The 26,062-nt window shown below is 73.7% G+C and carries 23 protein-coding genes and 1 pseudogene; 9 read left to right on the forward strand and 15 right to left on the reverse strand.

Translation table 11 applies throughout. The features are described from left to right. The first annotated feature begins 13 nt into the window (after positions 1-13). Both ACQUFX_RS08370 and ACQUFX_RS08375 read left to right on the forward strand, forming a co-directional pair. Positions 14-1,399, forward strand: coding sequence for an MFS transporter (locus ACQUFX_RS08370; protein ID WP_428965452.1), 1,386 nt, complete (start codon positions 14-16; stop codon positions 1,397-1,399). Between the two features lie 46 nt (positions 1,400-1,445). Then, entirely contained in the window at positions 1,446-2,159 is a 714-nt protein-coding gene (locus tag ACQUFX_RS08375; RefSeq protein ID WP_428965453.1) for a thymidine kinase, read from the forward strand. A gap of 59 nt (positions 2,160-2,218) precedes the next feature. On the opposite strand, the gene ACQUFX_RS08380 is transcribed toward ACQUFX_RS08375, so the two are convergent. After that, entirely contained in the window at positions 2,219-2,674 is a 456-nt protein-coding gene (locus ACQUFX_RS08380) for an Rv0361 family membrane protein (protein ID WP_428965454.1), read from the reverse strand. Between the two features lie 269 nt (positions 2,675-2,943). Between ACQUFX_RS08380 and ACQUFX_RS08385 the strand changes: the two genes are divergently transcribed. The 3 genes from ACQUFX_RS08385 (at position 2,944) to ACQUFX_RS08395 (ending at position 5,764) form a co-directional block, all read left to right on the forward strand. Then, positions 2,944-3,381, forward strand: a complete 438-nt coding sequence (locus ACQUFX_RS08385) for a hypothetical protein (RefSeq protein ID WP_428965455.1) — start codon at positions 2,944-2,946, stop codon at positions 3,379-3,381. A gap of 105 nt (positions 3,382-3,486) precedes the next feature. Further along, positions 3,487-5,193 (forward strand): acyl-CoA dehydrogenase family protein, encoded by a 1,707-nt coding sequence (locus ACQUFX_RS08390; RefSeq protein ID WP_428965456.1) that lies wholly within the window; start codon positions 3,487-3,489, stop codon positions 5,191-5,193. A gap of 100 nt (positions 5,194-5,293) precedes the next feature. Further along, positions 5,294-5,764, forward strand: coding sequence for a DUF6194 family protein (locus ACQUFX_RS08395; RefSeq protein WP_428965457.1), 471 nt, complete (start codon positions 5,294-5,296; stop codon positions 5,762-5,764). Positions 5,765-5,797: 33 nt separating this feature from the next. Here ACQUFX_RS08395 and ACQUFX_RS08400 read toward each other — a convergent pair whose 3' ends face one another. Continuing rightward, positions 5,798-6,793: a tyrosine-type recombinase/integrase gene (locus tag ACQUFX_RS08400; protein ID WP_428965458.1), complete on the reverse strand. Its 996-nt coding sequence runs from the start codon at positions 6,791-6,793 to the stop codon at positions 5,798-5,800. Positions 6,794-6,964: 171 nt separating this feature from the next. Then, positions 6,965-7,390, reverse strand: coding sequence for an Hsp20/alpha crystallin family protein (locus tag ACQUFX_RS08405; RefSeq protein WP_428965459.1), 426 nt, complete (start codon positions 7,388-7,390; stop codon positions 6,965-6,967). 203 nt (positions 7,391-7,593) lie between these two features. On the opposite strand from ACQUFX_RS08405, the gene ACQUFX_RS08410 reads away from it, so the two are divergent. Further along, positions 7,594-8,061, forward strand: a complete 468-nt coding sequence (locus tag ACQUFX_RS08410; RefSeq protein ID WP_428965460.1) for an HNH endonuclease — start codon at positions 7,594-7,596, stop codon at positions 8,059-8,061. A gap of 214 nt (positions 8,062-8,275) precedes the next feature. On the opposite strand, the gene ACQUFX_RS08415 is transcribed toward ACQUFX_RS08410, so the two are convergent. The 12 genes and pseudogenes from ACQUFX_RS08415 to ACQUFX_RS08470 form a co-directional block, all read right to left on the reverse strand. Continuing rightward, positions 8,276-9,184, reverse strand: coding sequence for an alpha/beta fold hydrolase (locus ACQUFX_RS08415; protein ID WP_428965461.1), 909 nt, complete (start codon positions 9,182-9,184; stop codon positions 8,276-8,278). Positions 9,185-9,295: 111 nt separating this feature from the next. Further along, positions 9,296-9,874 carry a dihydrofolate reductase family protein gene (locus ACQUFX_RS08420; protein WP_428965462.1) on the reverse strand — a complete coding sequence of 193 codons (579 nt, stop codon included), beginning with the start codon at positions 9,872-9,874 and terminating at the stop codon, positions 9,296-9,298. Between the two features lie 227 nt (positions 9,875-10,101). After that, positions 10,102-10,188 (reverse strand): annotated as a pseudogene (locus ACQUFX_RS08425) (sigma factor); the annotation flags it as partial. 12 nt (positions 10,189-10,200) lie between these two features. Continuing rightward, positions 10,201-10,800: a hypothetical protein gene (locus ACQUFX_RS08430; protein ID WP_428965463.1), complete on the reverse strand. Its 600-nt coding sequence runs from the start codon at positions 10,798-10,800 to the stop codon at positions 10,201-10,203. Then, positions 10,791-12,311 (reverse strand): hypothetical protein, encoded by a 1,521-nt coding sequence (locus ACQUFX_RS08435; protein WP_428965464.1) that lies wholly within the window; start codon positions 12,309-12,311, stop codon positions 10,791-10,793. Before ACQUFX_RS08435 ends, ACQUFX_RS08430 begins: the two co-directional genes overlap by 10 nt. 2 nt (positions 12,312-12,313) lie before the next feature. Continuing rightward, the gene (locus tag ACQUFX_RS08440; protein WP_428965465.1) at positions 12,314-13,141 is read right to left on the reverse strand and encodes a sensor domain-containing protein; all 828 of its coding nucleotides are present in this window, start codon (positions 13,139-13,141) and stop codon (positions 12,314-12,316) included. Between the two features lie 148 nt (positions 13,142-13,289). Then, positions 13,290-14,459 carry a hypothetical protein gene (locus tag ACQUFX_RS08445; protein ID WP_428965466.1) on the reverse strand — a complete coding sequence of 390 codons (1,170 nt, stop codon included), beginning with the start codon at positions 14,457-14,459 and terminating at the stop codon, positions 13,290-13,292. 196 nt (positions 14,460-14,655) lie between these two features. Next, entirely contained in the window at positions 14,656-15,048 is a 393-nt protein-coding gene (locus tag ACQUFX_RS08450) for a DnaJ family domain-containing protein (RefSeq protein WP_428965467.1), read from the reverse strand. 41 nt (positions 15,049-15,089) lie between these two features. Then, positions 15,090-17,084 carry a beta-galactosidase gene (locus ACQUFX_RS08455; RefSeq protein WP_428965468.1) on the reverse strand — a complete coding sequence of 665 codons (1,995 nt, stop codon included), beginning with the start codon at positions 17,082-17,084 and terminating at the stop codon, positions 15,090-15,092. Positions 17,085-17,164: 80 nt separating this feature from the next. Continuing rightward, complete coding sequence (locus ACQUFX_RS08460; protein WP_428965469.1) at positions 17,165-18,136, reverse strand: carbohydrate ABC transporter permease; 972 nt, start codon at positions 18,134-18,136, stop codon at positions 17,165-17,167. Then, entirely contained in the window at positions 18,133-19,158 is a 1,026-nt protein-coding gene (locus tag ACQUFX_RS08465) for an ABC transporter permease (protein ID WP_428965470.1), read from the reverse strand. Before ACQUFX_RS08465 ends, ACQUFX_RS08460 begins: the two co-directional genes overlap by 4 nt. Beyond that, positions 19,155-20,822 (reverse strand): extracellular solute-binding protein, encoded by a 1,668-nt coding sequence (locus ACQUFX_RS08470; RefSeq protein WP_428965471.1) that lies wholly within the window; start codon positions 20,820-20,822, stop codon positions 19,155-19,157. Before ACQUFX_RS08470 ends, ACQUFX_RS08465 begins: the two co-directional genes overlap by 4 nt. Before the next feature lie 221 nt (positions 20,823-21,043). Here ACQUFX_RS08470 and ACQUFX_RS08475 point away from each other — a divergent pair, with 221 nt between their 5' ends. The 3 genes from ACQUFX_RS08475 to ACQUFX_RS08485 all read left to right on the forward strand — a co-directional run bounded on the left by ACQUFX_RS08475 (position 21,044) and on the right by ACQUFX_RS08485 (position 26,058). After that, complete coding sequence (locus ACQUFX_RS08475) at positions 21,044-22,267, forward strand: ROK family transcriptional regulator (RefSeq protein WP_428965472.1); 1,224 nt, start codon at positions 21,044-21,046, stop codon at positions 22,265-22,267. Between the two features lie 244 nt (positions 22,268-22,511). After that, positions 22,512-25,004 (forward strand): glycoside hydrolase family 3 C-terminal domain-containing protein, encoded by a 2,493-nt coding sequence (locus ACQUFX_RS08480; protein WP_428965473.1) that lies wholly within the window; start codon positions 22,512-22,514, stop codon positions 25,002-25,004. 28 nt (positions 25,005-25,032) lie between these two features. Then, entirely contained in the window at positions 25,033-26,058 is a 1,026-nt protein-coding gene (locus tag ACQUFX_RS08485) for a LacI family DNA-binding transcriptional regulator (RefSeq protein WP_428965474.1), read from the forward strand. The last annotated feature ends 4 nt before the right edge of the window (positions 26,059-26,062 follow it).

Below are 26,062 nucleotides of genomic sequence, written 5' to 3' on the forward strand. Positions count from 1 at the left end.
CCGAGGACCCCCATTGGCCGAGACGGTCACCCCCACCCCCCGGACCGCACCGGGCAGCACCCGCCGCGAGCGCACCGGCTGGTACTTCTACGACTGGGCCATGTCGGCCTTCTCGACCACGGTGCTGACCGTGTTCCTCGGCCCGTTCCTGACCAGCGTCGCGAAGCTCGCCGCCGGCTGCGAACTCGGCGCCGACGACTGCACCGGGTACGTGTACCCGCTGGGCATCAAGGTCGCCGCCGGGTCGTACTTCCCGTACCTGGTGTCGGCGTCGGTCTTCCTCACCGTCTTCGTGCTGCCGGTGGTCGGGGCGGTCGCCGACCGGTCGGCGCACAAGAAGCGGCTGCTGGCCGTCGCCGCGTTCGTCGGGGCCGGCGCCACCATCGGCATGGTCTTCGTCACCGGGGACCGGTACCTGCTCGGCGGGGCCCTGTTCATGGTCGCCAACATCGCGTTCGGCGCCGGGGTGGTGGTCTACAACTCGTTCCTGCCCCAGTTGGGCGGGCCCGACGACCGCGACGGCATCTCCAGCCGGGGCTGGGCCCTCGGGTACCTCGGTGGTGGGCTGCTGCTGGCGCTGAACCTGGTCGTGGTGATGATGTTCAGCCGCGACGGCGACGGGCAGCGCACCCTGGACCTGGCCCGCGCCTCGATCGTGTCGGCCGGGGTGTGGTGGGCGCTGTTCACCCTGGTCCCGTTGCGCTGGCTGCGGGAACGCCCCACCGCCGAGGCGGCCGCCGGGGGCGGCAACGTGCTCCTCGACGGGTTCCGGCAGCTCGGCCGGACCCTGCGCCAGATCCGGGCGTACCCGTTGACGCTGTTCTTCCTGCTGGCGTTCCTGGTCTACAACGACGGCATCCAGACGGTCATCGCCCTGGCCAGCCAGTACGGCACCGAGGAGCTGAACCTGGAGCAGGACACCCTGATCGTGACGATCCTGCTGGTGCAGTTCCTCGCCTTCGGCGGGGCGCTGCTGCTCGGCGCGCTGGCCAAGCGGATCGGCGCGTGGAAGACCGTCCTGCTCAGCCTGGTGCTGTGGACCGGCGTGATCCTCGCCGCGTTCTGGCTGCCCGCCGAGGCGCCGGTACCGTTCATGATCCTCGGGGCGATGATCGGTCTGGTGCTCGGCGGCAGCCAGGCGCTGAGCCGGTCGCTGTTCAGCCAGCTCATCCCCGAGGGCAAGGAGGGCGAGTACTACGGCTTCTACGAGATCAGCGACAAGGGCACCAGTTGGCTCGGCCCGCTCGCCTTCGGTCTGGTGTTCCAGCTCACCAACTCCTACCGGGTGGGCCTGGTCTCCCTGCTGATCTTCTTCGTGGTCGGGTTCGCGCTGCTGGCCGCCGTGCCGATCCGCCGGGCCATCGTCGCCGCCGGCAACACCCCGCCCCGGGTGCTGTAACGCTGCGGACCGATCCGGGGGCGTCGATCGGCTAGGCTGCCCTGCCGTGACCGACGACGCCACCGCCGCCCCGATCTGCCTGGCCCGCCCGCTGTCCGCCCCGCCCGTCGACTCCGCCGCCTGTGCCGTGGCGCGCGGGGTCGACGGGCGGCCGTTGCACGCCGCGGCGTTGAAGTTCTTCTGGGGGCCGATGGACTGCGGCAAGTCCACGATGGCGTTGCAGATGAACTACAACCACGCCCGGCAGGGCCGCCGGGGCCTGGTCACCACCCGCATCGACCGGTCGATGGGGCCGCAGGTCACCACCCGCATCGGGCTGGCCCACACCGCCATCGAGGTCACCGACGACCTGGACCTGCGCGCGCTGGTGCGCGACGCACGCGACGACGGGGTACGGGTGGACTACCTGATTTGCGACGAGGCCAGCTTCTACGGCGTCGAGCACGTCGAACAGATGGCCGAACTGGTCGACCGGCACGACGTCGACGTGTACGCCTTCGGCCTGGCCACCGACTTCCGGTCCCAGCTCTTCCCGGCCGCGCGGCGGCTGTTCGAGCTGGCCGACGAGGTGGCCCGCATCCAGGTCGAGGTGCTGTGCTGGTGCGGCCGGGAGGGGCTGCTCAACGCCCGGGTGGTCGACGGGCGGGTGGTCCGCGAGGGCGAGCAGGTGGTCATCGGCGACACGGTGGACACCGCGCGGGTCCGCTACCAGGTGCTGTGCCGCCGGCACCACCGCACCGGCGACCTCGGCGGCCGCTGACCCCCGGCCCCCCGTCCCCGCTGCGGGCCTTTCCCCGGCTGGTCTTTGCCTCGGCCGGGTCAGTAGGGGTCGCCGCAGACCCGCCAGTCGTCGCCGTCGCGGACCACCGACAGCCGGCGTTCCTCGGCGACGCCGCTGGCCCGGTCCAGCCGGGCGGTCACCGTGCCGTGCGGGCGCCCGTCGCGGGTGCTCACCGACACGTCGAGGACCCGGTAGCCGGTCACCTCCGGCGGGGTGCGTACCCACCGGTCGAAGCCGATCCGGCTCCACCGGGTCCGGGTGTCCGCGCAGAGCCGTTCGTACGCGGCGTCGGTGTCCCCGGCGGTGAGCTCCCGCAGGAACCCGTCGGCGGTGTCCCGGACCGGCCCGTCGGCCCGCCAGATCACCTGCACGTTCCACAGGGCCAGGCCAGCCACCCCCACGCAGCACAGCGCCACCGCGCACCCGGCCAGCACCAGCCCGGCCCGCACCGGACGCCCCGGCCGGGCCGGCCGCTCCCACCGCTCACCCCCCACGCCTACCGACCGTAGAGAACCCGCCCGCCCCACCGCAGCGACTTGCGCCCCCGCTCCGCTGCCTGCTCCCCGCCTCGCCCCGCCCCACTCGCGCGCGGGGCATCTTGCCTTGCGGGTCGGTCGGAACCAGCTGTCGGGTGGCCGTCGGTTTCGTTGGACAGGGTATGAACAGTTCGGTGGGTGGGTCCGGGACCCGGGTTTCTGGACGCCGGTCCGGGGTGCCGGGGTGGGCGGCGGCCGGCCCGTGGTGGTGTCGCGGGGCGGTCACGGTGGCCGTGGTTCTGGCCGTCGTGGGGGTGGCCGGGTGCGGTGAGGCACCGGCCGGTGGTCCGGTGGAGCCGAGCCCGACCAGCGGCGGCCGGCTACTCGAACGCGACGGGGTACGCACCCTGGTAGCCCCGCCACGAGAGATCGTTCTGCTTGCCGGAATCGTCGGCGAGCTGGTGGTCAACGACGGCGGGTGCCTCGCCGTGCGAGGTGTGCACAGCAAGCCCGGACGAGTGAGACTGCTCGTCTGGCCGCACGGCACCGACCTGCTCGCCGACGGTGAGGTCGGGGTGCTGACGCCGGAGAAGAAGGAGATCAGGGCCGGCGACACGTTCACCGCGACCGGCGGCTGGCAGGAAGTGCCGCTCTGGGGCGGGCCCGAGGTGCCCGCAGAGTGCCTCGGCGGGCAGGCGGGAGTGAGCCTCATCGACGTCGTCTGACCGTCCGCCGCCGCCCGGGCCCGCTTCGGGTGGGTGTGAGAGGGGTACCCCGCTCTACCGTATGCGTTAACAGGGGGCCCTTCCTTACACCTCAGGAGCGTGACGATGACCCGCTACGTGCAGCCGGTCCCGGTCCCCGACGATCCGTACACCTCGGACGGCTGGCTGCGGTCCTGGCTGGAGCGGCAGCTCGGCCCGGCCGGGCACGCCGCCGCCAGGGACCGCCTGACCGACCTGGCCGCCGACGTGGTGGGGCCGCTGCGCGCCGCGCACGCCGACGCCGAGGCGCACCCGCCGACGTTGGTGCGGTACGACCCGTGGGGCGCCCGGGTCGACCGGATCGACACCGCCGCCGGCTGGCAGGCCCAGCGGACCGCCGCCGCCCGGCACGCCGTGGTGGCCCTGCCGTACCTGGACGGGGCGCGGGCCACCTGGGGCGCGGCGGCGCGGGTGGTGCAGCACGCCCTGCTGCACCTGTACGCGCCGGAGTCGGCGACCTTCTCCTGCCCGGTGGCGATGGCCGACGGGGCCGCCGCGCTGCTGGCCCGCCCCGAGGTCGACCCGGCGGTGCGGGACCGGTGGCTGCCCCGGCTGGTCGCCACCGATCCGGCCACGGCGGTGGTGTCGGGGCAGTGGATGACCGAGTCGCAGGGCGGCTCGGACCTGTCCCGCTCGACCACCACCGCCCGGGACGTCGGGGACGGCTCGTGGCGGCTGACCGGGGAGAAGTGGTTCTGCTCGGCCGCCGACGCGCCGATGGCGGTGGCCCTGGCCCGACCGGTCGGCGCGGGGCGGGGCAGCCGGGTCCTGGCCCCGTTCCTGGTGCCCCGGTACGCCGCCGACTCGCCGCTGGCCGCCGCCGGTGCGCCGGCCGACGCGCCGGCGCCCGGGGTGACCGTGCACCGGCTGAAGGACAAGCTCGGCACCCGGGCGCTGCCCACCGCCGAGGTCGGCCTGCGGGAGGCGTACGCGGTGCCGCTGGGCGACCCGGGCCAGCCCGGCCTGGCACGGGCGATGACCCTGGTGGTGGTGACCCGGGTGCACAACGCCAACGCCGCCGCCAGCGGCATGCGCCGGGGCCTGGCGTACGCGCGGGCGTTCGCCGCCGCCCGGCAGGTCGCCGGCGGGCGGCTGGCCGACAACCCGCTGCACCGGGCCACCCTGGGGGCCCTGGCGGTCGACGCGGCCGGCGCGTTCGTCCTGGCCGGGCACGCGTTCGCGCTGCTGGGCCGGGTGGAGGTGGGCGCCGACCCGGACGCCGTCGCCGAGCTGCGGGTGGTCGCGCCGCTGGCGAAGCTCGCCACCGGCCGCTGGGCGGTGGCCAGCGCCGCCGAGTACGTGGAGGCGTTCGGCGGTGCCGGGTACGTCGAGGACACCGGGGTGCCCCGGCTGCTGCGGGACGCCCAGGTGCTGCCGATCTGGGAGGGCACCACCAACGTGCTGGCGCTGGACGTGCTGCGGGCGGTCTCCCGGGAGGACGCCGGTGGGCCGGTGCTGCGCCGGCTGGCCGCCGCCGTGGACCTGGCCCGGCCGCTCTCCCCCGCTCTCGCCGACACCCTGGCGGCGGTGGCCGGTGAGCTGACCGGCGTGCTGGCGGAGGTCAGCGCCGACCCGCAGGCGGTGGCGGTGGTGGCCGGGGCGCGGGGTGTGGCCCTGCGGATGGCGTGCGCGCTGACGGCCGCCCTGCTGGTGGAGCACGCGGTCTGGGGTGACGAGGCGGCGGAGGTGGCCGCACGGCTGTGGGTGCGCCGGTGGCTGCGCCACGAGGACGTCTCCGCCGACGCCCACCACCACCTGGACCTGCTCGCCTGACCGGCGAACCCCGTCCTCCCCAGTTGAGGGTTGAGCCCGCCTGCCGTCTGATTCGGGCGGAAAAAGTCTCACAAAGCAGGTCAATGAGAAAATTGAAGGCATGGAGATCAGCGAGATCAGCCGGTACGTGGGCGACACCTTCGCCGGGGTGCGGGCCGTCGAGGCCGCCGGGGACACCTTCTTCCTGTACGACCCCGACGGTGACCTGCCACCGCAGCGGCAGCAGCCGTTCGCGACGATCGTCACCACCGACCGGTACGACAGCGCCTCCCGGCTGGACGCGCCCGGCCGGTACCGGCTCAACGTCGGGCTGACCCGGGCCGGGTACACCGGGCTGTTCGGTCCGGTGCCCACCCGCCGGGAGGCGACCGGGCTGCCGGCGACGGGACACGACGCGACGGTGCCGGACCGGATCGTGCCGCACCCGGTCTACGCCGGCCAGCACTGGGTGTGCGTGGTGAACCCCGACGCGACCTGGCCCACCGTCCGGGACCTGCTGGCCGAGGCGTACGGGTTCGCCGTCCGTCGACACGCCAACCACCGGGCCCGGGGCGAGCGCCAGCCGCGCTGACCCCCACCGCCCCGGCGGCACCGGGCCCGCCGGTCAGGCGCGGCGGCGGGCCCGCGCCGCCCAGATGACGTACGCCGGGTCGCGGTCCAGGTTGTGCCGGTCCCGGTCGTAGCGGCGGGTGGTGCGCGGGTCGGCGTGGCCCATGGCGTCCTGCACGTCCTCCAGTGGCACCCCCTCGGCGCGGGCGGTGGTGGCGAAGGCGTGCCGCAGCGAGTGCGGGGACAGTTTCGCCCAGGCGGGTAGTCCGGCGGCCTGGGCGAGGCGACGGACCATCCGGAACACCGAGTGCCGGTCCAGCCGGTTGCCGCTGGCGGTGACCAGCAGCGGCCCGGTCAGGCCGGTCACCGGTACCCCCTGGGCGGCGGCGCGGGCGGCCAGGTAGGCGTCCACGGCGTACGCGGTGCCGGGGGTGAGCGCGCGGCGGCGCGCCCGGCCGCCCTTGCCGACGAAGCGGACACTGCGGTGACCGCGTTCGGCGCCCAGGTCGGCCAGGTCCAGGGAGACCAGTTCCCCGACCCGCAGACCCAGGTCGGCCAGCAGGGCGATCGCGGCCCGGTTGCGGTCCGCCGTCGGCCCCGTGTCGGCGTCGGCGGCGGCGAGCAGCCGGTCGACCTCCTCCGGGGTGAGGCCGATGGTGGTCGAGTGGTCCCGGTCGATGCGGGGCCGGTCGGCGTCGGCCACCGGGTTGGCGTCGATCGCCCGCAGCTTGACCAGGAAGTCGTACCAACTGGACAGGGCGGACAGGCGGCGGGCCACGGTGGCCGGGGTCAACGGCCGGCCGCTGCGCGCGCCCACGGTGGACTCCAGGTCCCGGCCGTAGTCGTTGACGTCGAGGAAGTTGGCGCGCAGCGGGTCCAGGCCCCGGGCGGCGCACCAGGTGAGCCAACTGGCGACGTCGCGCCGGTACGCGTCGCGGGTGTGGTCGGACAGCCGCCGGTTGCGCAGCCACGCCTCGGTGAAGTCGGTCGGGCCGCCGTCGCGCAGGGCGAGGCGGGTCGAGGAGCGCGCCGGAACACCCGAGGGCAGCATGTGAAAGATCTTGTCAGCCTTCCCGGGGTGCGGCGACGCGGCACGCCGGGTCTCGCCCGCCCCGCCAGGTCCGGCGACCGCATCCGCGCGGGGACGTCCGATGCGTCCCCGCGCGGATGCCGGTCCGTCCGGCGCCGGCCCCGGTGGGGCGCGGATGTCGGACCCGGGTGCTCAGGCGTTGATCTGCCGGGCGCCGGCGCCGGTGGCGCTGATCGCCACCCGGCGCGGCTTCGCTTGCTCCGCCACCGGGATGCGCAGCGTCAACACGCCGTTGTCGTAGCCGGCCTCCAGCCGGTCGGTGTCGAGGGTGTCGCCGAGGAACAACTGCCGGGTGAAGGTGCCCATCGGGCGTTCGGCGGCGACCAGCTCGACGCTGTCGCCGGCCGGCCGGCGCCGCTCGGCGCGGACGGTCAGCACGTTGCGCTCGACCGTGCAGTCGATGCTGTCCGGGTCGACGCCCGGCAGGTCGAACACGGCGTAGAAGTGGTCGCCGTCGCGGTAGGCGTCCAGGTGCATGACCGCCGGGCGGGCGGTGGTGCCGAAGAACTGCTCGGCGATCCGGTCGATCTCACGGAACGGGTCGGTGCGCATCAACATGGCGGTGCCTCCTCGGTTCTCCAGTGCCGAAGGTGTCGGGTTGAGTCGACTGGACTCAACTTTCCCTTCCTGTGTAGCGCGTCGCGCAACTGGCGTCAAGTCGACGGACCCGGGATCCCCTGGCGGGCCACGCGGTCGACGTGACATCACCGCACGGAAGGCGGCGGAGCGTGAGCGTCGCACCCGGGCCCTACCCTGACGCGGTGCTGTCTGAGATCAACGGCCTGTCACGCCACTTCACCGCGGACACGCTCCGGGCGCATCTCCTGCGTCGCTCGGCGCGGGCCGACAACGGATGCCTCATCGTCCGGGGCTACGGTCGCCAGCGCGGCGTCCACCAGAAGGTGGCGGGGCGGGCGTGGGCACACATCGCGGCGTACGCGGTCTTCGTCGGAGGCTACGACCCGGCCCTGGAGATCCATCACGACTGCGGGGTGCCGGACTGCATCGAGCCGACCCACCTGCGGCAGGTCTCCCGCGCGGACAACTGCCGTGCGCGAACCCAGCGCCCGCAGTGCCGCAACGGGCACGACCGGGAGGTCGAGCCGGCGACGGGCCGCCTGCGGCGGGTCTGCCGGATCTGCAACCGCGAGGCGCAGAAGCGGTGGCGCGAGCGTCAGGCCGCGCAGGTCGCCGAGGCGCGCACCTCATACGGGCGGCACGGTTCCTGACGGAAGCCGAGGTCGGCGGGGTGTTCGTCGGTGGAGAGCGGGCGTCGTACACCAGCGTAAGTGGTTACGCACAAGAACAGTCATTATGATGTGCAGGCGTTATGTCCGCTTCGCCCTGGCCAATTACTGGATTGCTGTAACCGGTAATCCAGTAATTGGCGTCGGGGGTGGTGAGGGCGGGTGCCGGCCGGTGCGGCGACGTGGGGGCGTGGCGTCAGGTCGTGTGGCGGATGATCGAGCCGGCGATCCGCTCGGTGAGCCCTGGCGAGAAGAACGGGTGGTGGCCCATTCCCGGCACGATCTCCAGGTGCGCCGCCGGGATCTGCGCCGCGAGGGCCGCACCGTGGGCTGGGGGAAACAGCGGGTCCTCGCTACCGTGCAGGACCAGGGTCGCCGCGGTGACGCGGGACAGGGCGGCCCGCCGGTCGTCGTCCCAGCGCCGCCCGGCGAGATCGTGGTTCGCGGCGGCAGCGACGTCGTGGGCCCGCGCGTAGCAGTCCTCGACGAACCGTCGCGCGGCGGAATCGCCGAAGGGCAGGACGTCGCCGTTGAGCACTCGCCAGGTCTGCACGTCGGCGTCCATGCGCTGCCGGGCCGTCGTGCGAGGCGCCGTCGCCGAGGCCATCACGTGCTGGAGGAACCGTGCCGTCGGGGGCGGAAGCTCGTCGGGCGCGGCCGGTTGACCTGCCAGCGCCCGCGCCCACGCCGGGCCGGGGTTGTTCCCCATCGGAGAGGAGGCCATGGCCGTCAGCGTGCGGACACGGGCCGGCTGATGCACGGCGAGCCACTGCCCGATCGCCGCGCCCAGCGACGTCCCGACGATGTGCGCGGCCGGGACGCCGTGGGCGTCCAGAACGGCGGCCGTGTCGGCTGCCATGTCGGCGAGCGCGTACGGGTGCGTGGTGAATTCGACGGAGTCGGAACGGCCGGTGTCACGGTGATCGAACCGGATGACCTGCCGGCCGCTGGTCACGAGCGCCTCCACGAGCTCGTCGGGCCAGCCGATGCCCGGCGTGGAGGTGCCCATGACCAGCAGGACGGTGGGGTCACCGGGGCGACCGAAACGCTCGGTCCACAACCGGAGGTGCCCAGAACGAACGAACTTCTCCTCACCAGTCAGCATGCCGGGCACCGTAGCGGTCACCGGATGCGCCGGAAGCGGCTACCCATGGTAGTTGAAAACGACGCTCGTGAGATAATGGAGTGGTAGGTGGGAGCGTCGTGAGGGGCAGGCTCACAAGCGGCGTGGGGTGCGCCGGACCGGTCGGTACCGCACACTCAGCTCGGCCGTCGGGTCACCGGCGCCGACCCGGTGCAGATAGTGCGGCCCGCCACCGGGAAGGTCCAACAGCCGGATGCCCTCGCCGAGCAGCACGGGCGCGATGTGCAGGTCGATCTCGTCGAGCAGGCCGCGTTCGAGAAGCTGCGCACCGATCGTCGGCGACAGCACCTCGACGTTCCTGCCGCCGGCCGCGTCCAGCGCGATCCGTACCGCCTCGGCCACGTCACAGTCGAGGAACGTGACGCGCTCGGCGGGCACGGCGTCCTCGGGGTGATGGGTCAGCACGAAGATGGGCCCGGTCCAGACGCCGCCGTAGAAGGCGCCCGGATCCGGGAACCGGTCCCAGCCGCGCCGGCCACCCAGGACCGCGCCGGTGGTCTCGACGTACTGCTCGATCAGGCCCGGCTGGGGCGAGATGCCCGTCGACATCCAGTCCATCTCGTGGTTCGGCCCGGCCACGAACCCGTCCAGGGACATGGTGAAGTGCCAGAGCACCTTCCCGTTCGCGGTCTGCGGTTCCCAGTCGTTCACTGCGGTCTCCTCTACCGGCTGACTACCTCGTCGGTACTGAGACGGCAGCCACCGCGAAATCTCATCGGTCCGGGGCGGGCGGAGGGTCGAACAGCGGAGACAGGGCCGGTTCGTGACCGGTACGTCGCCGTGGCCACCTGGTCGTTGGCGCGCGCCGGCAGCTCCGCGACCGCGGCCCCCGGTCGCCGCGCTCCACGGCGGACAGGTGGCGGCGCAGGATCCGGTGGTCCTCGGAAGCCGGCGCGTCCGCGCCACGCCCGCAGGAACACCTCCTGGACCAGGTCCTCCGCCTCGTCGTTCGACCCGAGCGTCCGGGGGGACCCCCATCAGCGGTATGGCCCGCCGGGCGTCTCCTGGCCGGGGACCAGCAGGGCCGCCACCAGCTCCGCCGACCTGCGCCGGGAGCGGTCCCTGAGCTGCCCGCCCACCGCGTCCGGGTCCGCCTCGGGACTCAGCTCCTCGACGTCACGGCGGCGCAGCGCACGTTCCTGACCCGGCCGGTCGACGTCGTCGCCGACGTACTCGGAGAGGAAGAACATCGCGTCCAGTGCGCGGCTGCCGGCCCGGGTCGCGTGCCGCACCTCGCCCGTACGCCGGTACTCGCAGGCGTAGTAGGCGACGGCCAGGGCGTGGCACGCGAAGGCCAGCACACCGGACGGTTCCCGCTCGGCGGCCAACTCGGGCAGCGCCATGAGCCGGGCTGCGTTCCCCCGCCAGGGCTCGGCGTCGGCCGGACCCGGCGCCCACAGGTCCTCCAGGACCAGCAGGAACGCCTCCACGTCGGCGGTCCGGCCGTCGGTGGCCCCCACCGGCCCGGTGAACAGTTGCGCCATCCGCTCGACGAGCGACGCGACCGCGATCTGCCCCTGCCGGCGGGACGCTCCCGCGAGGAACGCGCCCAGGGGGTCTGCGCGGTCTACGGCCATATGAACGTCCTTCTCTTGGTCCCGTGCTCCTTGTCGTAGACCTCGCCGGTGACCAGACCGCCCGAGGCCCGGATCAGGACCGCGCAGATCTCGACGCACACGCTGCGGGACGCCCCTCCCGCGACGGGCTGCCACGCCATCTTGTTGATGAACAGTAACGCGTTCTGCTCCGCGTCGGTGTCGGGAAGGTTGTCGGCGAGGATCTCCCCGGAGCGGATCATCGCCCGTTGGGTGGGGGTGAGGCCGGCGCCGCTGCCGGCCACCACGTCGACCTCCCCGAGCGGGGTCGACGCCCGGACGACCGCGACCGTCCTCCTGCTCTCGGCGATGGGGTCGTCGAGAGCGGCGTGGATGTCCGAAGCCCGCCTGCTCAGTGTCTCCGCGGTCGCCAACAGGGCCTGGTAGCGGGCCGTCCGTGGGAGGGCGACGACGTCGGCCTGCGCGACCCCCGTGATCCGGACCTGCCGGCCGTCGACGATCGCGGTCGCCGGCCGGTCGCCGTCGACGGAGTCGTCGAAGGACCGGTGTGCGGCCGTCCGGCCCGTGCCCGACGGCTGGAACCACAGCGCCTGGTAGGTGCCGTCGGGTTTGCGGACCAGACCGGCGTAGTCGCGGGCCAGCACGGGGTCCGTCCCGCCACGGTCGAGGGCCCTGGACACCGCGTCCGGGCTCAGGTAGGCGGTGACCGGCCGTCTGTCGACCTCGACCTGGTGCCTGCGTTCGTAGCCGTCCAGCGCGTCGGCCTCGGTGAGCCGCGCGGCCCGGTCACCGCCGTCGTCGCGGCCCTCGCCGGGCGAGGGCGGCCGGGCCGCGTCGCCGCCCGGTGGCTGCGGTACGGCGGCCGCGCCGGCCTGGGCCACCGCCGCCTGGGCCAGTGCCGCCTGGACCGTGGCGGCCACCATCTGCTGGAACAGGTCCCGGTGCTGGTCGCGCAGCTCGGCACGGTCGCGGTCCAGCGCCTCCCGCTGCCGCCGGAGCTGGGCCTGGTCGGTCTTGATCCGATCGCCGTCGGCGGCGATCGCGGACACCTCCGACTTCAGCCGCCGCTGCTCGGCGTTGAGCGCGGCGGCCCGTGCGTTGAGCCGGTCGGCGGTCGCTGGTGGCGCGCCGTTCGGATAGGCGGCCACCCGGGCGTTGTGCGCGTCGATCTTCCGGTCGTTGGCGCGCAGTTTCGCGAGCACGGCCTTGGAACGCTGGTTGTAGGAGGCGACCCGGCGGTCGACCGTGGTCTCGCGGGCGGTGAGCTGGCTCTCCCGTCGCGGCACGGCCGCGAGTCGCTCGTTGTAGGCGGTGACCTGCGCCTTCAGGGCGGCCGGCAGGCAGCTACACGGTTCGAGGCGGGCGGGAAGGGGGTTGCCGGCCGGGGCGGAGGCCGCCGGGAAGGTGGGGGCGGCGGTCGCCGGGACCCCGCCGACCGTGAGGACCAGCAGCACCGTGAGGAACAGGCGGAGCAGACGCTGACCGCCCGGCAGCGGCCGGCCGGTCGTCGACGGCGGTGTGCCGTCCCGCATGGTCAGCTCACCCTGCTGGCGACGCGGTCGATGATCCTGGCGGCAGCCTCGCTGCCGTCACCGACCTGGCAGACGGCCACCTGCACCACGGTCCGGCCGGTCAACCGCGCCTGGCGGTAGCAGGTCCACCCGTCGGCGTCCTCCTGCGTCGAGACCCACACCAGGCGGTCCGCCGTCGAGGCCTCCACGGTGTAGACCCACGCCGTGGAGCGCTGCGCGGCGTCGGTCCGCACCGCCGACGTGCAGCCTCTGATGCCGTCGGTCAGCGCCTGGAAGACCGTGCCGGCCCGGTGTCCGTCCGGGTACACACCCAGGACCTGGGTCACCGTGTGGTCGGCCACCGCCTCGGAGTCCTGGTACGTCGCCGACAGGAAGACCGTCCAGCCGCGCGTGTAGACCGACCGGGTGGCCGGGCCGACGGCGACCGCGCAGGTGGCGGGATCGGCCACCTGGGGGCGGGGTGGCTCACGATGGCTGGTGGCGGCTGTCAGGGTCGTCCCGACCAGCACGCTGGCGTCCTCCCGCGAGAGGATCCGGGCCTGTACGGTGCCCGGCACCGCCCGCTGCCCCCCGGCCGACCACAGCAGCCACCCGATGGCCGCCAGCTCCGCCAGCGCCACGACCGCGAGTCCCGCCGCCAGCCAGCGCCACGCGGGCAGGCTGCGCCACAGCGGTGGCGTCGGCGGGGGTGCGCCGACCGGCTGCGCCGGGTCCGGCGCAGGGGGCGGTGCCGGTGGCAGGGGCGGTGGGGGTGGCAGCGGGGGCCACGAGGCCACCTGCGGCTGGGGCCGCCCGTCATCCCCCGTGCCGGACTGCGACGACTGAGTCATGTGCTCACCTCGACGCTTCCTGACGGACACCCCGTGACCTCAGGCCGGGTCCAGGAGCAGACATCGACGTATGCGTATCAGCCGGGCGGGGGGTGGCGTCAAGCGAAGTGTCGGGTAGGCGGCTTTCGTGCCTGCGGTGACGGGCTGGTCAGGAGGACCGGCCGAAGACGCCGCGCAGCACCGCCCAGAACTGTGCGATCCAGGCCCGCAACCGGGCCAGGAGGGTCGCCGGCACCGGCTGGTCCCGCTGGGCCTCGGCGTCGCCGAGCAGCGGCGTGGTGGACGTCGCCGGGGAGGGGGGCGAGGACGAGACCAGCGCGTCGATCACCGGCGCGGCCGCCACCTCGACGATCTGCACCTCCGGCTCGATCTCGGACTGCGGTGCCGGGCTGCCGGCCCGGTCGTAGACCTTGATCACCTCGCCGCCGGGCAGGACCACGTCGACCTGGACCAGCCGGGCGTCGAGCCCGGCCCGCTCACCGAGCTGCTCCCGGAACGTGCCGCGCAGCACCGCCGGCGCGTCGTCCCACAACTGGTCCGCGTGGTTGTCGGCGACGTCCACGACGACCCGGACGTGCTTGCCCGGGTAGGTGGCGACCTTGCCGGCGACCTCCTGGCGGAACCGGTCGAGCACCTGGTCCAGGGTGCCCATGCCGGTGACCGAGACGTGGTCGCCGACGTCCTGGACGTCGGCGTAGTAGGACTCCGCCGACTCGCCGGTCAGGTCGCCGGGCTCCTCGCCGAGGACGTAGTCCGGCTTCTTGGCGTCCGCGTCGAACGGCCACGGGTGCAGCGTGTGGTCGCCGCCCAGCCAGAGCCGCTTGGCGTTGACGCTCTCCTTGAGGTTGTTGTACACGTTGCGGGGGAAGCTCGACGGGATGGTCCGGCCGCGTCCGGTGGGGGCGTTGGGGGCGGGGCGGCGCAGCAACTCGACCATCTGGGTGAGGACGCGGGTCGCGTCGGCGGGGCTGCGCTCCGGGTCCAGCAGCGAGTCCACGAACTGGTCGATGAGCGGGCCGAGCTGCGCGTTGTTCTGGCGGTACTGCCGCATCTGTCGGTTCGTGGGGCCGAGCAGGCCGTTGCCCTGGCGCAGGCCCTCGATGGTGTCCCGCCACGACGCGGTCGGCCACGCCTCGGCGGGCTGCTGGGACGGGCCGGGCTCGTCCTCCCGCATCATCGCCTGGACCGCCTGGTTGCCGACGGTCTGTTGCAGCGTCAACAGGCGCTGCACGTCGGCCGAACCGGCGGGCCGCTGCGGGCGGCGGGGCGCGGGTGCCGGCCGGCTGGTCTCGGCCACCTCCCGGGCACGGGCGTGCATGTGCGGCCCCTCTCCGTAAGCACCGGTGCCGCCCGGCCGGCGGCGACAGCGGCGACGCGCGTCGCGGCTAGCCCGCAGCGTAGGTCCCGGGACGCGTGCTGCCAGGGACCGTCCGGGTGGCGTCGGGGGCAGGATCCGAGGTCCGCGCGGCCAGGCCTCGGCCCTGCCGGGGCTTCGCCGGTCGCGGTCCGGTCGGTCAGGCTCCGGTGCGGGCCTGCCGCCAGCGCCGTACCACCGCGTCGGGGTCGGCCGGGCGGACGACCACCTGCGGCCCGGTGGGGTTGCGCAGCCACGCGACGACCTGCGCGTTGAGGTCCCGCACGACGGCTCGGACGCCGGCCTCGGTGGGCAGGTCCCGGACCTCGTCGTCGAGGCGTTCGAGGCGGCGGCGCAACTGGAGCGGGGTGGGCAGCAGCAGGTCGGTGGGGATCGCCTCCCGTGCCAGGAAGCTGCGGATCCACCACGACTCGTGGTACGGCTCACCGCGCCCGGGGATCGGCCGGCCCGCCCCGGGCAGGTTGTCGAACTCGCCGCGTTCCTGGGCGGCGCGGATCTGCGCCTCCACCGCCGCCTCCCCGCCACCGAGCACCGGCCCCACCTCCCCGCCCCACGATAGCCGGCGGGGCGGGGTCAGCCGGTGGGCTCGCGCAGCACCGCGACGCCACCGGCGGGCAGGTGCACGGCGTCGGTGACGGTCGCGTCGGTGAGCAGGTCCACCCCGCTCGCCGGTACGGTCTGCGGCCGGTCGGTGTGGTTGAGCAGGAACAGCCAGCTCCCGTCGTCGCCACCGCGCCGGACCGCCTCGACCCCGGCCGGCGCGTCCGGGCAGGTGGGCGCTACCCCGGCCTGGGTGGCCGCCTCGGTCAGCAGCCGGCGGTAGGTGGCGTCGTCGGGGCGGGTGGAGACGTACCAGGCGACCCCGGCGCCGTAGGTGTGGCGGGTCACCGCCGGCTGCCCGGCCAGCACGCCCCCGGCGTACCCGGTGACGGTCCGCGCGCCGGTCAGCCCGACGGTCTCGGCCCAGACCGTGCCGGTGCCGCCGTCGGTGAGGGCGACCCGCTCGTCGTCGCCGAGCGGGTGGAACTCCTCCACCCGGACGCCGAGCACGTCGCGCAACGCGCCCGGGTAGCCGTCGAGGTGGATGCGGGCGTGCGCGTCGGCGACCCCGCTGAGGTACGTCACCAGCGCGTGCCCGCCGCCGTGGACGTGGTCGCGGACCCACCCGGCGGTGGCCTCGTCGGCCAGGTACAGGGCGGGGACCACGAGCAGCGGGTACCCGTCGAGGGGGTCGCCGGGGACGGCGACGTCGCAGGCGAGGCCGGCGTGCCACAGCGCCCGGTGGGCGGCGGCGACCTCCTCGTGGTGGTTGAGCCGCTCCGCGGGCAGGCCGGGGTGTTGCAGCGCCCAGCCGCTGGCGGCGTCCCAGGCCAGCGCGACGCGGGCGGCGACCCTGCCGCGTACCTCGGCGAGCCGGTCCAGGGCCTGGCCGAGCCGCACCGCCTCCCGGTACACCCGGCTGTCCGCGCCGGCGTGTGGCACCAGCGCGGAGTGGAACCGTTCGGCGCCGCCGCGCGGGGCGCGCCACTGGAAGAACAGCGCGCCCCGGGAGCCCCGGGCGACGTGGGCGACGCTCTGGCGCAGCATCCGACCGGGTTCCTTGGTGTGCATCCGGCCGGCGGCGTAGATGAGGTTCGGCGCGGTCTCCATCAGCAGCCAGTCCGGCGCGCGGCCGGGGGCGCCGTGCCGGGCCCAGCCCCGGGCCAGGTCGGCGGCGAGGGCGGTCTGCTCCTCGGCGCCGAGGTCGACGGCCGACGGGTAGTGGTCGATGGCGACCAGGTCCACCTCGCGTGCCCAGCGGGCGTGGTCGACGGGCACCCAGTCGCCGAGGACGTAGTTCGTGGTGACCGGGACGGCGGGGTTGGCGGCGCGCAGCACGTCCCGCTGGTCGGTGTACGCGGCGAGCAGGGTGTCGGACCAGAACCGGCGGAAGTCCAGCAGGTGGCCGGGGTTGTGCAGGTACTGGGTGGCGCGGGGGGTGCCGATCTGCGCCCAGTCGGTGTAGTGCTGGCTCCAGAAGCTGGTGGTCCAGGCGTCGTTGAGGGTGTCGAGGTCGCCGTGGCGGTCGGCCAGCCACCGCCGGAAGGCCACCTCGGCGTGCGGGCAGTGGCAGGTGGTGCCGTACTCGTTGTGCACGTGCCACAGGGCCAGCGCCGGGTGGTGGGCGTACCGGTCGGCGAGGACCTCGGTGATCCGGCGGGCGGCGGCCCGGTACGCGGGCGCGGCGGCGCAGTACGTGTCGCGGCTGCCGTGGTGCAGCCGGACCCCGTCGGCGGTGACCGGCAGCGCGTCGGGGTGGGCCAGGGAGAACCAGGGCGGCGGGGAGGCGGTGGGGGTGGCCAGGGCGACCCGGATACCGGCGTCGTGCAGCAGGTCGAGGACCTCGTCGAGCCAGTCCAGGGTGTAGCGGCCGGGTTCGGGTTCCAGCCGGGACCAGGCGAACACGCCCACGGTGACCAGGGTGACCCGGGCGCGGCGCATCAACTCCACGTCCTGGCGCCACACCTCGGCGGGCCACTGTTCCGGGTTGTAGTCGCCCCCGTACCAGAGCCGGCCGTCGTCGCGCATGTGCCACCACCTGTGGGTCGTCGGAACAGAGGGGTGGTGCCCGGCCCCGCCGACCGGGCCGGGCACCACGGCGTGGGGGGTCAGCCCTTCACCGCGCCGGTGATCACACCCTTCGTGAAGTGTCGCTGCACGAACGGGTAGGCGATCACGGCGGGCAGGACGGTGACCACGACCACCGCCATCTTCACCGCCAGGGTCGGTGGGTAGGCGGTGACCCCGGGCACGCTGATCGAGGACCCGGAGACGTTCGGGGACTGCCCGGCGAGGATGTAGCTCTGCAGCACCCGCTGGATGGGGAACTTGCTGTTGTCGTCGATGAAGAGCACCGAGTTGAAGTACGCGTTCCAGTAGCCGACGGCGTAGAAGAGACCGACGACGGCGATCACCGCCCGGGACAGCGGCAGCATGATCGTCCACAGGATACGGAACTCGCCGGCGCCGTCGATGCGGGCGCTGTCGAGCAGTTCACCGGGGACGTTCATGAAGAACGCCCGGATGACGACCAGGTTGAACACGCTGATCGCGCTGGGCAGGATCAGCGACCACAGGCTGTCCTTGAGGCCGAGGCCGGTGACGACGAGGTAGCTGGGCACCAGGCCGGGGAAGATCAGGAAGGTGCCGAGGAAGAGGAACAGCAGTCCCCGGTGCGCCACCGAGCCGGGCCGGGACAGCCCGTACGCGGCGAGCACGGTGAGCGCCAGGCTGACCGTGGTGCCGGCCACGGTGACCAGGGTGCTGATCCAGACCGCCTGGGTGATCGTCCCGCCGGAGAAGATCGAGAAGTACGCCGACAGGTCGATCTCGCGGGGCACCACGACCATGCCGCCGGTGTCGTTGATGGTCTCCCGGGAGGAGAGGCTGGTGACCACCACCGACCACATGGGGAAGAGCACGGCGAGCACCAGCAGGGTGAGCGCGGTGCCCTTGCCGAGTTGGCCGAGGAACGAGGGCGGTTCCTCCCAGGTGGGCCGCTGTGGGTGGCGCCGACGCAGTCGGGGTGCCGGTTGGGGGCCGGCCGGCACCGGGCCGGCCGGGCTGATCTGCGTGCTCATGACCGGGAATACACCCCCTGCTCACCCAGCTTGTGGGCCATCTTGTTGGCCGCGACGATGAGGATCAGGCCGATCACGGCCTTGAACAGGCCGGCGGCGGCGCCCTGTCCCCACTGCTGGGTGGCGATCGCGTTGTGGTAGACGAAGGTGTCCAGCACCTCGGCGGCCTGCCGGCCGACCGCGTCGCGCTGGAGGATGAACTGCTCGAAGCCGACCGACAGGGCGTCGCCCAGGCGCAGGATGAGCAGCAGGACGATGACCGGGCGCAGGCCCGGCAGGGTGATGTGCCACAGGCGCCGCCACCGCCCGGCGCCGTCGGCTGCCGCCGCCTCGTACAGGTTCTGATCGATCGCGGACAGGGCGGCGAGGAAGACGATCGCGCCCCAGCCGACGTCCTTCCAGACCGACTCGGCGGTGACCAGGATGATGAAGGTGTCCGGGTTGGTCATGATGTTCCACGGCTCCAGCCCGGCCTGGCGCATCTCCTGCGCCAGCAGACCGGCTCCGCCGAACATCTGCACGAAGAAGGTGATGACCAGCACCCAGCTGAAGAAGTGGGGCAGGTACACCACGCTCTGCACGAAGCCGCGGATCCGACCGGACATCACGCTGTTGAGCAGGATGGCCAGGAAGATCGGCAGCGGGAAGAAGAAGACGAGCTGGAAGGCGGTGATGGTCAGCGTGTTGCGCACCGCGTCCCAGAACAGCGGGTCGCGGAAGAGGACCTCGAAGTTGCCGAAGCCCACCCACTCGCTGTAGAGGAACGCCTCCAGCGGGTCGTCGCCCACGAACGGGTTGTAGTCCTGGAAGGCGATGACGTTGCCCAGGGTGGGCAGGTAGTGGAAGACCAGCAGCAGCAGGGCGGCCGGGGCGACCATCGCCAGCAGCGGCCAGTCCCGGCGCAGCCGCGCGCCGAGGGGGCGCTTGGCCCGCCGGCGGCGGGCCCGGGGGGCGGCCGGGCCGTCCCCGGCCGACCGGTGCTGATCGGCCGGGGACGGCGCGGGGACGTCGGTGCGACTCATCGGCCGTTGTCGGACAGGGCCTTCTCGTGGAACGCCCGCCCCTCTTCGCCGCCGGTGGAGAGGAACTCCTTGGTCACCTGATCCATGTCGGTCAGCGGACGCCGGCCGCGCAGGATGTCACGGATCTTGTCGTCGGTGGGCTGGAGGACCTTGGACCAGTTGGCCGGCAGTTCCAGCTTGATGCCGGCGAACAGCTCGGGCTCCCGCAGGCCGATGAACTTCTTGTGGAAGTCGATGTACTCCTGGGCGTAGTTGGGGGTGTCGCCGCTGCGGATCTTGATCGGGGGTCGACCGCCGAGGCTGTTGACCTGGCCGGCGAACTCCTTGCGGAACTGGTCGGTGGGGATCGGGCTGTGGTCGGCGGCGCGGGTGAAGTGCTTGCCCTCCACGCCGTACTCGCGCAGCTCGAACTCGCGGCTGCCGAAGGGGGCGGCGCACCAGTTCATCACCCGCAGCAGCTCCTCCACCCGCTCCCTGCCCAGGTCCTTCTTGACGAAGGTGTAGAAGACGGGCTTCTCGCTGCCCCAGACGATGGCGTCCTTGCCGTTGACGCCGAAGAAGGGCAGCGGCTGCATGTTGAAGCCGGGGGTGACCTTGGCCTGCTCACCCTGCATGCCCTGCCAGGCGCCCATCCCGTCCTGGTACATGAGGATCTTGCCGGCGTTGAAGAGCTGCTTCTCGTCGGCGCCCTTGCTGGCCACGGTGTCGGGGTGCACCATGCCCTCGGCGAACAGCCGGGCGGTGAACTCCAGCGCGGCCTTGAACTCGGCGGTCTCGTACTTGTGCTCGAGCCCGCCGTCGGCCTTCTTGCGCCAGGTCTGGTTGCAGCCGTAGAACTGCTGCACCATGTCGAAGACCGTCCCGAAGGCCCAGACCCCCTGGTTGGCGTTGGTGGCCTTTTTGCCGAACTCGTACAGCTCCTCGATCGAGGTGGGGGTGCCGTAGCCGGCCTTGTCGATCAGGTCCTTGCGGTGGAACAGCGTCCAGGCGAAGGGACCGTCGGTGGGGAACGGCGCGGCGTAGAGCCGCCCGCCCCACACGCAGTACTCCCAGGAGCCGGTGGGCAGCGCGGCCAGGTACGGGTACGCGGCGGCCTTGTCGCCCTGCAGGTAGTCGGTCAGGTCCTCGAAGAGCGCCTTGGTGGCGTCGGAGAACCGGGCGATCTTGTCGACCTCCCAGTTCGGGACGCAGAGCAGGTCGGGCACGTCGCGGGCGCCGAGCAGGGCGCTGAGCTTGTCGGCGTAGGTGTTGCCGTCCTGCACGCTGACGACCATCTCCACGCCGAGCTTGGCGTTGATCGCCTGCATGTACTCGTTGCGGTCGTTGGCCGGCGGCGTCGGACCCCACCAGGGGCTGATGGCGCGGACCTGCTGCCCGCTGCGCCCCGGCTGCTCGGTGACCGCGTCGACCAGTTCGGTCGGGTACTTGAGGTAGCCGCTGGGGATCGGCCCCTCGCCGGGGATGTCCGGCGGGAGCAGGTCGGCGGCCTTGTACGTGGGCAGCACGGCCTTGATCGCGTCGGCCTGGGTGGCCGAACCCTGGCTGCCCACCTCCTTGCTGCAGCCGGCCAGGGTGCTGCCACCCATCGTCGCGGCGGCACCGAGGCCGATCAGACGCAGCACGGTACGGCGGTCGGTGGATGCGCCCGGCTGGGACGGCGTCACGGCGCACTCCCTTCATCGTCGAAAGCGGGTTTGCGGAGCAGGTTCGTCCGGCTAGGATTAGTTGGTGTTCTAGCCGAACAAACTAATCGACGGTGATTCGACCCACAAGGGAGCGGTGCCGGCGCAGCCGGTCGACCCCGGTCACCGCCGCGATGCGCGAAGATGACCGCGCGGCACCCACCCCCGGGATCGCGCACACCGGTGCAGGGAGCGGGCAGACTGTGATCAGCGTCCACAACGAACCGCAGCCGACCGACCTCGGCGACGTCCGCGTGGCCAACCGCGCCGTGGTCCTGCGGCACGTGCGCGTGCACGCGCCGTGCTCACGCGCCGACATCGCGGCCCGGACCGGCCTCAACAAGGCGACCGTCTCCAGTCTGGTCAGCGAGCTGATCGAGCGCCGGCTGGTCCGCGAGACCGGGCTCACCGAGAACCGCATCGGCCGGCCCGCCACCATGCTGGTGCTCGACGGCGAGCCGTACGCGGCGGTGGGCATGGAGGTCCGCGCCGACGAGCTCGTCGTGGTCGCGGTCGACCTGGCCGGCAACCGGCTGCTCACCTGGCGGCGCGCGTTCACCCCGACGGACTCCCCCACCGACACCGTCCGCGTCCTGGCCACCCTGGCCCGCCGGGCGGTGGCCCGGATCACCGAGCAGGACCGCACGGTGCTCGGCCTCACCGTCGGCGTCCCCGGCCTGGTCGACGCGGCCGGGGCGGTGCCCCTGGCCACCCCGCTCGGCTGGCGGGACGTGGCCCTGGCCGCCGAGCTGCGCGCCGCGCTGGGCGACCCGGAGCCGGGTTACCCGGTCACCGTCGACAACGAGGCCAATCTGGCCGTCCTGGCCGAGCACCGCCACGGCCGGCACGCCGGCACCCCGGACCTGGTCCATCTGACCGGGGGCATCGGGGTCGGCGCCGGGGTCATCTCCGCCGGGCGGCTGCTGCGCGGCGGCCGGGGCCTGGCCGGGGAGATCGGGCACCTCCCGCTCGACCCGGGCGGTCCCGTCTGCGCGTGCGGTCGGGCCGGCTGCGTGGAGGCGTTCGTCGGGCTGCCCGCCGTGGTGCGCCGGCTGTTGCCGGACACCGCCCAGGAGGGGCCGGTCACCGACTACCTGCCGGAGCTGGACCGGATCCAGGCCCTGGCCCGGCAGGGCGACCCCCGGGTGCGGGCCGGCCTGACCGAGGTCGGCCGCCGGCTCGGGCACGCGGTGTCGCTGGTGGTGAACCTGGTCGATCCCGAGGTGGTGCTGGTGGGCGGCCACTTCGCGGCGCTGTCCACCTGGCTGCTGCCCCCGGCCCGCGAGGAGCTGGCCGGGCGGGCGATCGCCCCGGACGCCGGCGGGCTGCGGCTGGACGCCTCCGTTCTCGGCGCGACGGCGACGGCGCTGGGTGGCGCCACCGCCGCGCTCGCAGCCATCGAAAGTGGTCGACTTCCTGCGCGGTGACCTCCGGCTCCGTTACGGATCCGCCTCTGTCCGGCCCTTGACCGCATCGGCACGGTGGTGCCAACCTCGAACAGCCGTCCCCTCGTCCGGGCAGACACCGGGGCGGCTTGTTTCGCCGGGGTCGTCGAAGCGCTTCACCGTCCGGGCCGACGGCCTCACCTCCACCATCGCGATGCCGCGTGTCGCGACGTCCGTCGAAGCGCTTCGACTTGTCGCCGGCCGGCGAGCACGGAAGGCAAGCCACATGACCGACCGCACCGACCCGGTGACCGGCCCGTCCCCCGACACCCGTATCGAGGAGCTGCTGGAGCGGCTCACCCTGCCGGAGAAGATCGGGCTGCTGCACCAGTGCCAGGCACCGGTGCCCCGACTCGGCCTGGCACCGTTCCGCACCGGCACCGAGGCCCTGCACGGGGTGGCCTGGCTCGGCCCGGCGACGGTGTTCCCCCAGGTGATCGGACTGGCCAGCACCTGGAACCCGGAGCTGATCCGGGCGGTGGGCGACGCCGTCGGCGACGAGGTCCGCGCCAAGCACCACGCCGACCCCGAGCAGGTCGGCCTCAACGTGTGGGCGCCGGTGGTCAACCCGCTGCGCGACCCCCGGTGGGGCCGCAACGAGGAGGGCTGGTCCGAGGACCCGTGGCTGACCGGACTGCTCGCCACCGCGTACGCCCGGGGCCTGCGCGGCGACCACCCGCGCCGGCTCAAGACCGCCCCGACGCTCAAGCACTTCCTCGGCTACAACAACGAGACCGACCGGGCCACCACCTCCAGCGACATGTCCCCCCGGGTGCTGCACGAGTACGAACTGCCGGCGTTCCGCGCCCCCCTGGCCAGCGGGGCGGTGGTCGCGGTGATGGCCTCGTACAACCTGGTCAACGGGGTGCCGGCGCACCTGAGCCCGCTGATCGGGGCGGAGCTGCGCCGCTGGTCGGCCGAGGAGGTCTTGGTCGTCGGCGACGCCGGGGCGGTCACCAACATCGCCGGCCTGCAGGCCCACCTGCCCGACCACGTCGCCGGGTTCGCCGCCGCGCTGCGCGCCGGCATCGACAGCTTCACCGAGGACGCCAGCGACAGCGCCCCGACCATCGACCGCCTCACCGAGGCGCTGCGCCGGGGCCTGATCTCCGAGTCCGACGTGGACCGCGCGGTACGCCGGATCCTCACCCTGCGGCTGCGCGTCGGTGACCTCGACGCGCCGCAGAACGACCCGTGGGCCGACGTCACCCCCGACGTGGTCAACTGCCCGGCCCACCGCGACCTGGCCCGGCAGGCCGCCCGGCAGTCGGTGGTGCTGCTGGACAACGACGGGCTGCTCCCCCTCGACCCCCGGACGACGCCCCGGGTGGCCGTGCTCGGCCCGCTCGCCGACACCGTGTACGAGGACTGGTACAGCGGCACCCTGCCGTACGCGGTCACCACCTACGCCGGGCTGGCCCGGCGGCTGCCGGCGGTGACCACCCACCCCGGGGCGGACCGGGTGGCGCTGCGCGTCGGCGACCGGTACGTCGGCTGCCCGGCCGGCGAGGACGGCGGCCCGCTGCGGGTGGGCGACGACGCCGACGGCACCGGATTCGACGTGGTCGACTGGGGCGGCGGCGCGGTGGTGCTGCGCGCCGTGGCCAACGGCCGGCACGTCGGCGCCGACGACGACGGGGTGCTGGTCAACGACCGTCCCGGGCCGGGCGGCTGGGTGGTCCGGGAGACCTTCCGCCTGCGCCCCGGGGTCGACGGCACGGTGCTGCTGCACCACCTGGCCACCGGCCGGTACGTCACCGTGACCGGGGACGGGACGCTGCGGGTCGACGCGGACGGCCCGGACACCGCGACCGCGTTCGGCGTCGACCTGCTCGTCGACGGGCTGGCCGAGGCCGCCGCCCTGGCCGCGGCGGCCGACGTGGCGATCGTGGCGCTGGGCAACCACCCGATGGTCAACGGCCGGGAGACCGAGGACCGCGCCGACCTGGCGCTGCCCGCCGCGCAGGAGGCGCTGCTGCGCGCGGTGCACGCGGCGAACCCCCGCACGGTGCTGCTGGTCACCAGCAGCTACCCGTACGGCATCGGGTGGGCGCGCGAGAACGTGCCGGCGGTGCTGTGGTCGGCGCACGGCGGCCAGGAGCACGGCGAGGCGGTCGCGTCGGTGCTGTGCGGCGAGGCGGAGCCGGGGGGCCGGCTCACCCAGACCTGGTACGCCGACGCGGCGGAGCTTCCCGACCTGCTGGACTACGACGTGATCGGGTCGGACGCCACCTACCTGTACCACCGCGGCGATCCCCTGTACCCGTTCGGCCACGGCCTCGGCTACACCACCTTCGACTACGCTGACCTCCGACTGAGCGCGGCGACGATGACCGTGGGCGAGGAGGTCGTGGTGAGCGTCGAAGTCACCAACGGTGGCACCCGCGCGGGTGAGGAAGTGGTGCAGCTCTACACCCGGCAGCGGCGGTCGCGGGTCAAGCAGCCGCTGCGGCAGTTGCGGGACTTCGCCCGGATCAGCCTCGCCCCCGGGCAGCGGCGGGTGGTGCGGCTGCGGCTGCGCGCGGCGGACCTGGGGTACTGGGACGAGTCCCGGGCGGCGTTCGTGGTGGAGAGCGCCCCGCACAGCGTCCTGGTCGGCCGGTCGTCGCGGGACATCCGCCTGGTCGGTACGGTCACCGTCCGCGACGCCGCCGACCCGGTGGCGGTGCCCGACGGCGCGGTGGCGCGGCAGCCCTCCGGCGCCGGCCGGCGCCGGTGACCGCCGGGACCGGGCGGGGGTGGGCCCGGTGAAGTCGCCCGACCAGGTGACCATCGCCGACGTCGCCCGGCACGCCGGGGTCGCCGGCAGCACCGTCTCCTACGTGCTCAGCGGCAAGCGGGCGATCTCCGAGGTCACCCGCAACCGGGTCCTGGCCAGCGTCCGGGCGCTCGGCTACCACCCGAACGCCGGGGCGCGGGCGTTGGCCAGCCGGCGGGCCAACGTGATCGCGTTGGTGCTGCCGCTGCGCTCCGGTATGCAGGTGCCGGTGGTGATGCAGTTCGCCATGGCCGTGGTGACCAGCGCCCGCCGTTTCGACCACGACGTGCTGCTGGTCACCTCCGACGAGGGGCCGGCGGGGCTGCGCCGGATCGCCGCCAGCGCGATGGTCGACGGCATCGTGCTGATGGACGTGGAGCTGGACGACTCCCGGGTGCCGCTGCTGCGGGAGCTGGCCCGGCCCAGCGTGCTGATCGGGTTCCCCGCCGACGCGGCCGGCCTGACCTGCGTGGACCTGGACTTCCACCGGGCCGGTCAGGTCTGCGTGGAGCATCTCGCGGAGCTGGGGCACCGGCAGATCGCGCTGCTGGGCGCCCCGGCGGCCGTCTACGACCGGGGCACCGGTTTCGCCCACCGGACCCGGTCCGGGTTCACCGAGGCCGCGGCGCGGCACGGGATGACGGCGGTGACCCGCCCGTTCGAGGAGGGCGCCGCGGCGGTCCGGCAGGGGCTGATCGAGTTGCTGGACCAGCACCCCGACCTGTCCGCGCTGGTGGTGCAGAACGAGGCCGCGGTGGGTCCGGTGCTGGCCACCCTGCCGACGCTGGGGCGGCGGGTGCCGCAGGACGTGTCGGTGGTGGGGATCTGCCCGGACCGCTTCGCCGAGCAGGCCAGCCCGATGCTGACGTCGGTGCCGGTGCCCGCCGAGGAGGTGGCCCGGCAGGCGGTGGCGCTGCTGATGAGCAAGCTGCGCGACGAGCCGGTGCCGGCGGCCACCCTGCTGGGCCCCCGGCTGACCGTGCGGGACAGCACCGCCGCGCCGCCGGCCGGCTGACCCA

The sequence above is a fragment of the Micromonospora fluostatini genome, from assembly GCF_050410825.1.
GTDB classification, from domain to species: Bacteria; Actinomycetota; Actinomycetes; order Mycobacteriales; family Micromonosporaceae; genus Micromonospora; species Micromonospora rosaria.

What these genes read in the sequence shown, in the direction of transcription:
- ACQUFX_RS08390 (WP_428965456.1), top strand. Translation starts at nt 3,487, where the DNA reads ATGACCCGCTACGTGCAGCCGGTCCCGGTCCCCGACGATCCGTACACC.
- ACQUFX_RS08395 (WP_428965457.1), top strand. Translation starts at nt 5,294, where the DNA reads ATGGAGATCAGCGAGATCAGCCGGTACGTGGGCGACACCTTCGCCGGG.
- ACQUFX_RS08400 (WP_428965458.1), bottom strand. Translation starts at nt 6,793, where the DNA reads ATGCTGCCCTCGGGTGTTCCGGCGCGCTCCTCGACCCGCCTCGCCCTG.
- ACQUFX_RS08405 (WP_428965459.1), bottom strand. Translation starts at nt 7,390, where the DNA reads ATGTTGATGCGCACCGACCCGTTCCGTGAGATCGACCGGATCGCCGAG.
- ACQUFX_RS08415 (WP_428965461.1), bottom strand. Translation starts at nt 9,184, where the DNA reads ATGCTGACTGGTGAGGAGAAGTTCGTTCGTTCTGGGCACCTCCGGTTG.
- ACQUFX_RS08430 (WP_428965463.1), bottom strand. Translation starts at nt 10,800, where the DNA reads ATGGCCGTAGACCGCGCAGACCCCCTGGGCGCGTTCCTCGCGGGAGCG.
- ACQUFX_RS08435 (WP_428965464.1), bottom strand. Translation starts at nt 12,311, where the DNA reads ATGCGGGACGGCACACCGCCGTCGACGACCGGCCGGCCGCTGCCGGGC.
- ACQUFX_RS08440 (WP_428965465.1), bottom strand. Translation starts at nt 13,141, where the DNA reads ATGACTCAGTCGTCGCAGTCCGGCACGGGGGATGACGGGCGGCCCCAG.
- ACQUFX_RS08445 (WP_428965466.1), bottom strand. Translation starts at nt 14,459, where the DNA reads ATGCACGCCCGTGCCCGGGAGGTGGCCGAGACCAGCCGGCCGGCACCC.
- ACQUFX_RS08455 (WP_428965468.1), bottom strand. Translation starts at nt 17,084, where the DNA reads ATGCGCGACGACGGCCGGCTCTGGTACGGGGGCGACTACAACCCGGAA.
- ACQUFX_RS08460 (WP_428965469.1), bottom strand. Translation starts at nt 18,136, where the DNA reads ATGAGCACGCAGATCAGCCCGGCCGGCCCGGTGCCGGCCGGCCCCCAA.
- ACQUFX_RS08465 (WP_428965470.1), bottom strand. Translation starts at nt 19,158, where the DNA reads ATGAGTCGCACCGACGTCCCCGCGCCGTCCCCGGCCGATCAGCACCGG.
- ACQUFX_RS08480 (WP_428965473.1), top strand. Translation starts at nt 22,512, where the DNA reads ATGACCGACCGCACCGACCCGGTGACCGGCCCGTCCCCCGACACCCGT.